The 9,120-nt window shown below is 60.4% G+C and carries 8 protein-coding genes and 2 pseudogenes; all 10 read left to right on the top strand.

The window, feature by feature from the left end; all coding sequences use genetic code 11:
- Nucleotides 1-138: 138 nt before the first annotated feature.
- Nucleotides 139-1,827, top strand: coding sequence for a PAS domain S-box protein (locus tag FJ319_08080; protein MBM3934245.1), 1,689 nt, complete (start codon nucleotides 139-141; stop codon nucleotides 1,825-1,827).
- Nucleotides 1,811-2,260 (top strand): annotated as a pseudogene (locus tag FJ319_08085) (response regulator). Before FJ319_08080 ends, FJ319_08085 begins: the two are co-directional and overlap by 17 nt.
- Nucleotides 2,261-2,349: 89 nt before the next feature.
- Nucleotides 2,350-2,805 (top strand): response regulator, encoded by a 456-nt coding sequence (locus FJ319_08090; GenBank protein MBM3934246.1) that lies wholly within the window; start codon nucleotides 2,350-2,352, stop codon nucleotides 2,803-2,805.
- 18 nt (nucleotides 2,806-2,823) lie between these two features.
- Nucleotides 2,824-4,326, top strand: a complete 1,503-nt coding sequence (locus tag FJ319_08095) for a PAS domain S-box protein (protein MBM3934247.1) — start codon at nucleotides 2,824-2,826, stop codon at nucleotides 4,324-4,326.
- A 23-nt stretch (nucleotides 4,327-4,349) separates the two neighbouring features.
- Complete coding sequence (locus FJ319_08100) at nucleotides 4,350-4,718, top strand: response regulator (protein MBM3934248.1); 369 nt, start codon at nucleotides 4,350-4,352, stop codon at nucleotides 4,716-4,718.
- Nucleotides 4,705-5,376, top strand: a complete 672-nt coding sequence (locus FJ319_08105) for a response regulator (GenBank protein ID MBM3934249.1) — start codon at nucleotides 4,705-4,707, stop codon at nucleotides 5,374-5,376. The genes FJ319_08100 and FJ319_08105 overlap by 14 nt, the downstream gene beginning before the upstream one ends.
- A gap of 331 nt (nucleotides 5,377-5,707) precedes the next feature.
- Nucleotides 5,708-5,800: pseudogene (locus FJ319_08110) on the top strand (hypothetical protein).
- A gap of 84 nt (nucleotides 5,801-5,884) precedes the next feature.
- Complete coding sequence (locus tag FJ319_08115) at nucleotides 5,885-6,982, top strand: sigma-70 family RNA polymerase sigma factor (protein MBM3934250.1); 1,098 nt, start codon at nucleotides 5,885-5,887, stop codon at nucleotides 6,980-6,982.
- A gap of 166 nt (nucleotides 6,983-7,148) precedes the next feature.
- A complete protein-coding gene (locus tag FJ319_08120; GenBank protein ID MBM3934251.1) occupies nucleotides 7,149-8,141 on the top strand; it encodes an ABC transporter permease in 993 nt (330 codons plus the stop codon).
- Between the two features lie 161 nt (nucleotides 8,142-8,302).
- A partial coding sequence (locus FJ319_08125) for a hypothetical protein (GenBank protein MBM3934252.1) occupies nucleotides 8,303-9,120 on the top strand: 818 nt, incomplete at its 3' end.

A 9,120-nucleotide genomic window follows, 5' to 3' on the forward strand; every position in this document is an offset into this window, starting at 1 on the left:
TGAGGCTGGCCCCGATGTTTAGAAAGCACTGAAACGGTTTAATAATAGTATGAGGGCCTGTTGCGGGACGCATGGGTCACGCCCCGCATGGGCGGTCCTATATCAAATGCACTGTAAGGGGTACGATGGCGGTTCCAGATGTCTGAGCGCATCCAACCAGGTGAACTGTCCGCCCCTCTGGCGGGCTCCGTTGCTGGGTCGCTCCAGATGCTCGACGCAATCCTCTCAGCGTCGCCGAGCCATGTCTACCTGTACGACAGCAATGGCCGTTACCTCTACGCCAACACTGCCGCACTTGACGCGCTCCAGCTGCGTCCTGCGGACATCATTGGCAAGAGCTGGCGCGAGCTCGGATTCCCGGCTGGCATAATGGAACAGTTCGAGCACCGCCTGCGCGCGGTTTTCGAGTCCGGCCGGTCGCTGACTGACGTAACCGTTTTCCCCGTAATGGGAGAGATCCGCGATTACGAGTACCACCTTAGCCCGGTCAAGTCGTCTAACGGGGAGACGACCAGTGTCGTGGCCACTGTCACCGATGTAACAGCCCAGCGGCGCGCGACGGCGGAAACGCAGCTGCTGCTCTCTATCACCCAGTCCGTTGCGGAAGCCGCCGACTTTCATGAAGCGCTCTCCCTGATAGTCTCCGGAATTGCCCGCCATATCGGATGGCCATGCGGCAGCGCGTGGGCTGTTGGCCCCGCTACGGGTCGTCTGGAGTGCTGCAAGGCCTGGTACGACGCAACCGGGACCCTCAACGGTTTTCGGGAGGCAACGGCCCTGCAAACTTTCGCACCGGAGGAGGGCGTGCAGGGCAGGGCGTACTCAACCAGGGAGCCGGTATGGATTGCCGACCTCGCGACGGCCGGCCGGGACGACGGCAGCGCAGCTGCTGCCCCCGAAAACGGCATACACGCGGCTTTCGCGTTCCCCATCCTCTCAAGGGGGCAGGTCGAGGCGGTCATCACGCTATATCTACTGGACGTCAAGCCCCGGGACGATGCGACTCTGGACCTCGTTTCAGCCGTAGCCAGACAGGTGGGAATCGCAATCGAGCGAAAGTATGCTGAGGAGGAGATCCGCCGGCTCAACCTTGAGCTTGACCGGCGGATCTCCGAGCTCCAGTCTGCCAACAAGGAGCTTGAGGCCTTCTCTTACTCGGTGTCCCACGACCTCCGAGCGCCGCTACGGGCCATCGATGGCTACTCTCAAATGCTGGAAGAGGACTTCGGCCAACGTCTTAACGAAGACGCCGCGCGGTACATTCGTACTATCCGGGACAGTGCCCGTGAGATGGGTGAGCTTGTAGACGACCTGCTCTCATTCTCGCGCCTGAGCCGCCAGGCGATGACCATCCAGGAGATCGATGTCGCTGCGCTGGTTGGCGAGGTACTGAAGGAATTTAAGGATGAGACTGCCGGAAGAGACGTGGTATTCAAGTTGGGAGACCTGCCCACTTGTTCGGCCGACCGGGCTTTGCTCAAGCGGGTCTATGTAAATCTCCTGAGCAACGCTCTGAAATACAGTCGCCGTCGGCCCAGGGCCCTGATAGAAATCGGGAGCATTCGCGACAACCCCTCCAGCCCGGCCACCTACTTCGTCAAGGACAACGGCGTTGGTTTCGATATGCGGTATTCAGAAAAACCCTTCGGTGTCTTCCAGCGCCTGCACAAGGCCGAGGAATACGAGGGCACCGGTGTAGGTCTTGCAATCGTGCAGCGCGTTGTCACCAGGCACGGCGGCAAAGTCTGGGCCGAAAGCAAGGTAGACGGAGGGGCAACGTTTTACTTCACTATCGAGGGGGTGCAGGGGGATGCCGCAGTTAAGTGACCAGGTTGTGGAGGTACTGCTGGTTGAGGACAATTCGAGCGATGAGGAGATGACTCTCCGTGCGCTCAAGAAAGCGAACGTCGTGAATGGAGTCCACGTTGTACGGGACGGTGAAGAGGCGCTGGAATACCTCTTCTTCCGCGGCCGTAACGCCAACCGCGCAGGCCGGCATGCGCCCAGGGTTGTACTCCTTGACCTGAAGCTGCCGAAGGTGAACGGTCTCCAGGTTCTAAGGGATATGAAAGCCAGCGCTGTGACGAAGACTATCCCGGTGGTGGTCCTGACATCCTCAAGTCAAGATAAGGATGTCGTGTAAAGCTACCAGCTCGGCGTGAAAAGCTATATCGTTAAACCGGTGGATTTCGCTCAATTCATGGAATCCGTCAGGCAAATAGGCTTCTTCTGGCTTTTGCTGAACCAGGTGCCTGGTTAATCAGGATGGCGGCTGGCACCGTGTCGCAATTCTCACAGAGCGGCATAGTTTTCTGTAAACACTGTCCGTAGGGTGAACTGGATCTCGCCATGCCGCACATAGACCGCCATGCCATAGAGATCCTGCTCGTGGAGGACAACCCCAGGGACGTCGAGCTCACCTTGCGAGCCCTGAGGAAGAATAACCTCTCGAACAAGATCCATGTTGTCAGGGACGGCGCGGAGGCGCTGGACTATCTCTTTTCCCGGGGCGAGTACGAGGGAAACGGGCCGGACAATTCGCCGCGCGTCGTGCTACTGGACCTGAAGCTCCCGAAAGTGGACGGCCTCGAAGTGTTGCGGATCGTAAAGGCCGACTCTCGCCTCAAGAAGCTGCCCATCGTCGTGCTGACCTCTTCAAGAGAGGAGCGAGACCTGGTTGAAAGCTATAGCCTGGGCGTGAACAGCTATATCGTAAAGCCGGTCGATTTCGACCAGTTTGTAGAGGCCGTAAAGCAGCTTGGGCTGTACTGGATTGTCCTTAACCAGGTCCCCACGCAGAATTAACAGATTGTTGGACTTGCGATGCCAATACCTCTACGAGTCCTACTCCTGGAAGACCAGCCAAGGGATGCCGAGCTGATTGTGCGCGAACTCAAGCGCGCCGGCTACGAGCCGGTATGGAAACGGGTGGAGACCGAGCAGGACTACCTGGACTCCCTTGACGAGGACCTCAACATCATCCTCGCCGACTACCGCCTGCCGCAGTTCGATGCGCTCCTGGCCCTCAACCTGCTCCAGGAGCGCAAGCTCGATATCCCGTTCATCATCGTCACCGGCACCCTCGGTGATGAAGTCGCCGCCGAATGCGTGCGCCGCGGCGCCGCGGACTACCTCATCAAGGACCGGCTCGCCCGGCTGGGCAGCTCGGTCGCCCACGTCCTGGAGCAGAAGACTGCCCAGGATGAGAGGCGCAAGGCGGAAGCCACCCTCAAGGAAAGCGAAGAGCGGTATCGCACCCTCTTCCATCAGTCGATGGATGCGATCATCGTCGCAACGCCGGGCGGTAAAGTCCCCGCCGCCAACCCCGCCGCGATCGAGCTTTTCGGCCATACCCGCCACGACCTGCTCGTCGCCAATGTCCGGGACATGTTCGCGGACCATGCGGACAGGGAGCAGGTCCAGCGTGCTGTGGAACGGCGTGGCTCCATCCGCGATTACGAAGCACGCATCGCCCGAAAGGACGGCAAGCAGCGGGACTGCCTTCTTAGCTCGGCCCTCCTGCGCGACCAGAAGGGAAGCCTCATCGGTTACCAGTGGATCGTCCGCGACATAACTGACCGCAAACAGGCGGAAGACCGCCTTCGGGACTCCAACCGGCTCGTATATGTGGGGGAGCTGGCCGCAGGCGTGGCGCACGAGCTCAATAACCCGCTCGCCAGCATCCTCGGCTTCTCGGAGCTCCTTATGGACGAGGACCTCCCGCCGAACATAACGGACGATCTCAAGCGCATACATACCGATGCCCAGAGAGCAGCCAGGATAGTCCAGGACCTTCTGTACTTCTCTCGCAAGAAGCAGCCGCAAAAGCAGCATCTGGACGTCATGGACGTGGTCAAGAAGGCGCTGGATATGAAAGCGCACGACTTCCGCGCGGGCGGCGTGCGCGTGTCCGTGGTCTCCCGCGGGGCCGGCGCCTTCACGATGGGTGACGAGCACCAGCTTATCCAGGTTCTTATCAACATCCTCACCAACGCGGAGCAGGGCATCAAGCAGGTCCGACAGAATGGCGAGATTTCCGTCAGGATCGGGCCGGCCGGCAACCGCGTGCGCGTCTCCATTACGGACAACGGGTCCGGCATTCCCCAGGAGCTGATGCGGAAGATATTCGATCCTTTCTTCACCACAAAACAGGTAAAGAGCGGCACCGGTCTGGGCCTCAGCATGTGCTACGGCATCGTTCGCCAGCACGACGGTGAGCTCTGGGCGGAGAGCCTGCCCGGCGCCGGCGCCACCTTCCACGTTGAGCTGCCACAGGCTGAAAAGCCGTCCGTGGACAGGGAGAACCCCCCCCCGAGGCAGCTGTAGCAGCCATTCAGCCGCGCCGCGTCATGGCAATCGACGACGAGGAGGCAATCAGGGACATCCTTGTCCGCCTGCTCAGCCCGGACGGCCACACCGTCGAGTGCTTTGCCAGCGCGGAAGAGGCGCTCGGCCATGTTCAGGCTAGCGCCCACGACATTATTCTGCTAGATTTAAGAATACCCGGCATTGACGGCCGGCAGTTCTATGAGCGCGTCCGGGACACGAGTCCGGGGCTGGCCGGCAAGATCGTCTTCCTTACAGGGGACACGATGAGTCCGGATACACACCAGTTCATATCCTCAACGGGCAACATCTCTTTGAGCAAACCCTTCCGAAGGGAGGACTTGCGTAAGGTAATCTTCACCGTGGCTCAGCGGACCAATACCGGAAAGTAGCGCAACAATCCTCCTAGTCGACGACGATTCGACGGTGCGGTCCGTGCTTGAGCGCGGCCTGACACAGGCAGGGTACCGCTGCCTCATAGCCGCCAACGCCCGCCAGGGCGCCGACGTCCTTAAGTCCACCGTCCCGGACCTTGTCGTCCTCGACATTAACATGCCGGGCAAGCCCGGGACCGAATTCCTCACCGAGATCCGCGCCCAGTACCCGGACGTCGCGGTAATAATGCTCACCGGCGTGGCGGATGTTTATACCGCAGTCCAGGCCATGCGCGACGGCGCGTACGACTACACCACCAAGCCTGTAAGCCTGGCCGAGCTCATTATCCGGGTCGAAAACGCCCTCTCCCGCAGGTCTCTTCAGATCGAAAACCGCTCTTATCGCGATAAGCTGGAGAGCGTGGTGGACGAACTCAACGCGGCGCTTGAGCAGCGTAACCGCGAGCTGGCAGCCCTTAACAAGCTCCTCAGCGCCCGCATGAAGCAGGGCGAGGTGGCTGAGGCGGCCTTCGTACGCCTGCAGGACGCCCTCTCCGCCTTCAGCTACGAGCTCGCCGGCCTTGCCAGCACGGTGGGTGTGACCAGGGGCGAAACGCCCGAGGTCCCGCCACGGCCTTCAGTCGCTCCCAATCCGCCCGTCCCCGACTCCAGGTAAGTCTTCTGCCTTCCCTCGCGCGAACGTGCCTTATTATCCGTTTGGATTAGTTCTCAATAGTCCTTTCGGGCAATGCCGCTTAGTCTCTTGGGCGATGTACCGGCTATAACTCATAGCTATCCTCTTCCTCATTCAATACCCGCGCCTAGTCCTGCCGACCGCCCGCACAACGGCACGGCAATCAACGTGAACAGAAAGGGGTATCGTGAGCAATGAGCAGATAGGGGTCATGGAGCAAACCGCTGAGAATTCCCATGTGCCCACTCCGGAGGAGATAGAGGCGGATGTGGAGTCCATCGCGCCGGCAGCCAACCTTGGCGTCTCTGACTTCATCAACGACCCGGTCCGCATGTACCTCAGGGAGATCGGTCGCATAGGTCTCCTCACGGCGGATGAGGAGCAGCGCCTCGCACGCAGTATGGAATCCGCAAAGCATGTGCGCGCCCTCGAGGATATTCTGAGGGCCGAAGAGGGCGGTGCTCCGTCCGCCACTTTCTGCGCACTGCGAATGCTCAGGCGCGTAGCCGCCGCTGCCCCGATTACCGAGGCGGTCGCCGCCCTTTCAGGCTGGACCGGGCCGATCACTACTCAGGATATTGTGGAGTCTCCTGAGTGGCACCGATCGCTTGACGGTGAGCTGACTGAGTCGCTCGTCGCCGCCGTTGGCTCGGCCACCGGCCGCACGCCCGACGAGGCGCGGGAAGACCTCCTGGTACTCTCACTCGACACCCGTCTGGTGCCTCCGTCCGTCCTTGCGCTCCTGCCGGAGCCAACCTCCCTGTCCGACCTGGACATCGTTTGCAGCTCGCCGGCGTTCTTCGCGGAGGCCTTGTGTCTGGAGCTGCAGCTACGCGGCTACTTTGAGCGGACCAAATGCGAGGGCTTCCGGGCCCAGCAATACCTGGCTGAGGCAAACCTGCGACTGGTGGTTAGCGTTGCCAAAAAGCATGTTGGACGCGGCATGACGCTCCTGGACCTTATCCAGGAAGGGAACACCGGCCTCATGTGGGCCATTGAGAAGTTCGATTACCGCCGCGGGTACAAGGTGAGCACGTACGCAACCTGGTGGATCCGCCAGGCGATCAGCAGGGCCATTGCCGACCAGTCGCGCACAATTCGCATCCCCGTTCACATGGTCGAGACGATGAACCGCGTCATGCGGGTCAGCCGCTCGCTCCTGCAGGAGCTTGGCCGGGACCCCACTCCCGAGGAGGTGGCCGTCCGCTCGGGAATGTCGTCCGACAAGATAAGGGAGATAATGGGCCTGGCCCAGGACACAATCTCCCTGGAGAGCCCGGTCGGCGAGCAGGGAGAAGGGCAGCTCGGAGAATTTATCGAGGATACCAACGCCATGATGCCGTTCGATACCACGTCGAACGAGATCTTGCGAGACCAGATCGTTTCCGTACTGAAGATGCTTTCCGATAGGGAGGCGAGGGTGCTGCAGCTCCGCTTCGGCTTCGAGGACGGACGCCCCTATACGCTGGAACAGATAGGCGAAGAGTTCGGTGTAACCCGCGAGCGCATCAGGCAGATAGAGCGGCGCGCGCTCAAGCGCCTTCGCACCCCGGCGATCGTTAACCAGCTGCGGGATTTCGTCGCCTAGATTGAGAGGACGGACTGGAAACAGTGCGTATATGCCAAATATTGCCGGTTACGAAATTCATCTGGCAGTTGGCTTGTAGTGGCGCTCCCTTTTGTGGTAGTCTCTCCGCAAGTGGCATAAGCCAGCCTTTGCCCGAATCAGTTGTGGTCAGTGAGGAGCACGCCAGATGTTGAACTATATCGTCATGCGAACGCTGCTGGGCGCGTTTACCCTGTGTGCGATCGCATTCCTCTCCTTTGTGATCATTCAGCTGCCGCAAGGCGACTACGTAGATACGTATATCCAGCAGCTTCGAGCAGAGGGTGACGAGATCAGCCGCGAGCAGGCTGACGCCATTCGCGACTACTACGGCCTGAACCGCCCGATGCTTGTCCAGTTCTGGTTCTGGGTCTCCCGCATCATCTTCCAGCTCGACTTCGGTTACTCGTTCGCAAGGCAGAAGACCATCAAGTCGCTGCTGGCGGACAGATTGCAATTCTCAATCGCGTTATCAGCCTTTACAAGTATCCTTGTATGGGGGTTCTCAGTCCCGATCGGGATATACTCTGCGGTAAGAGCGCATACATTCAGTGACTATGTATTTACGTTATTAGGCTTTACGGGACTGGCGCTACCAGACTTCTTGTTAGGCCTTGTCATGATGTACGTCTTCTTCGCCTACTTTGATATGAGCGTGGGCGGCCTCTTCTCAGGCCATTACGTTAACGCTCCATGGAGCGTCGGCCGCGTGATCGACCTCCTGAAGCACCTGATCATCCCGGGCGTCGTTATCGGCACGAACGGTATGGCGGGCGGCGTCCGTATCCTGCGAAACAACCTCATGGACGAGCTATCCAAGCCGTACGTCATCACTGCCAGGGCCAAGGGCGTGCCTTACTGGCGCCTGGTCATCAAGTACCCGCTGCGCGTGGCCGTCAACCCCATGATCTCCGGCTTCGGCGGTATCCTGCCCGGCCTGATCGGCGGCGAGGCAATCGTCTCGATCGTGTTGAGCCTGCCGACACTCGGCCCGCTCATGCTGGCGGCGCTCACGCAGCAGGACATGTATCTGGCGGGCAGCATCTTCCTGCTCCTGTCCTCGCTGACACTCGTCGGCGTGCTCGTGTCCGACCTGATGCTCGTCGTCGTTGACCCGCGCATCCGCCTGACAAGCAGGTAGTCGATTCGGTGAATTCGTAACTTCAGAGGCCCCGGCAATCGCCGGGGCCGCTTGTTTTACCCGCCGTACCGCCGTACCATCCTCCATGACTCACCGTAGCCCGCGCGAAATCCATCGCGCCGTTCCGGGCAACACCAGAATTCCAACAGGAGTGTTCCGCAATGGCACAGTCTCGCTCCGGCGGCACTGCCGCATCCGCCCGCCAGGCCGCCCCTGCATACCGCATCATCTATAACTGGGACGGCGCGCCCCACCAGTACAACGAGTACCCTCCCACACTGGAAAAGTTCCTCGAAAAGGTCTACGCGCCGCTCAAGGACACCGAGACCGACGCGCTCTTCTGGTGCCTTGGCACTCACGAGTCTTCGTGGCCGTCGAAGACCATGCAGTTCGTCGGCGACTCCGTCAACCGGCGGTACGATTCCGTTCTGGAGATGCGGGACACCGAGAACATCCGGTCCCTATTCGAGCAGGGGATAGATCCGTACGCGCCCCTGGTGAAGCGTGGCCGCGAGCTCGGGATGGCTGTGTACCCATCCATCCGCATGAACGACCAGCACTTCTGGACGATCACGGACCTGGAGAAGATGCAGAAGACGGTCACCGGGAGCCTCACGCAGTTCCGCAAGGACCACCCGGAGTGGCTTCTAGGGAAGGCCGCGCCGAACTGGGCGACAACGTCATGGAACATGCCGATACCGGAGGTCCGAGAGCACCGTCTACAGCACGTCAAAGAGGCCTGCATGCTTGCGGACTGGGACGGAGTGGAGCTCGACTGGCAGCGCCACGCGTTCCACCTGCCCAACAACGACGAGTACCGCCTGCGCTACGCCATCACCGACCTCCAGCGCGCCATCCGCAGGATGACGGACGAGATCGCCAAAAAGCGCGGCAGGCCCTTCTACGTCGCTATCCGAGTCGCCGCCAGTCTGGAGGCCTGCAGGCGGATCGGCTACGACATTGAGACGTGGGCGAAAGA

This window comes from SAR202 cluster bacterium, from assembly GCA_016872355.1.
In the GTDB taxonomy this organism is placed as follows: domain Bacteria; phylum Chloroflexota; class Dehalococcoidia; order Lucifugimonadales; family VGZY01; genus VGZY01.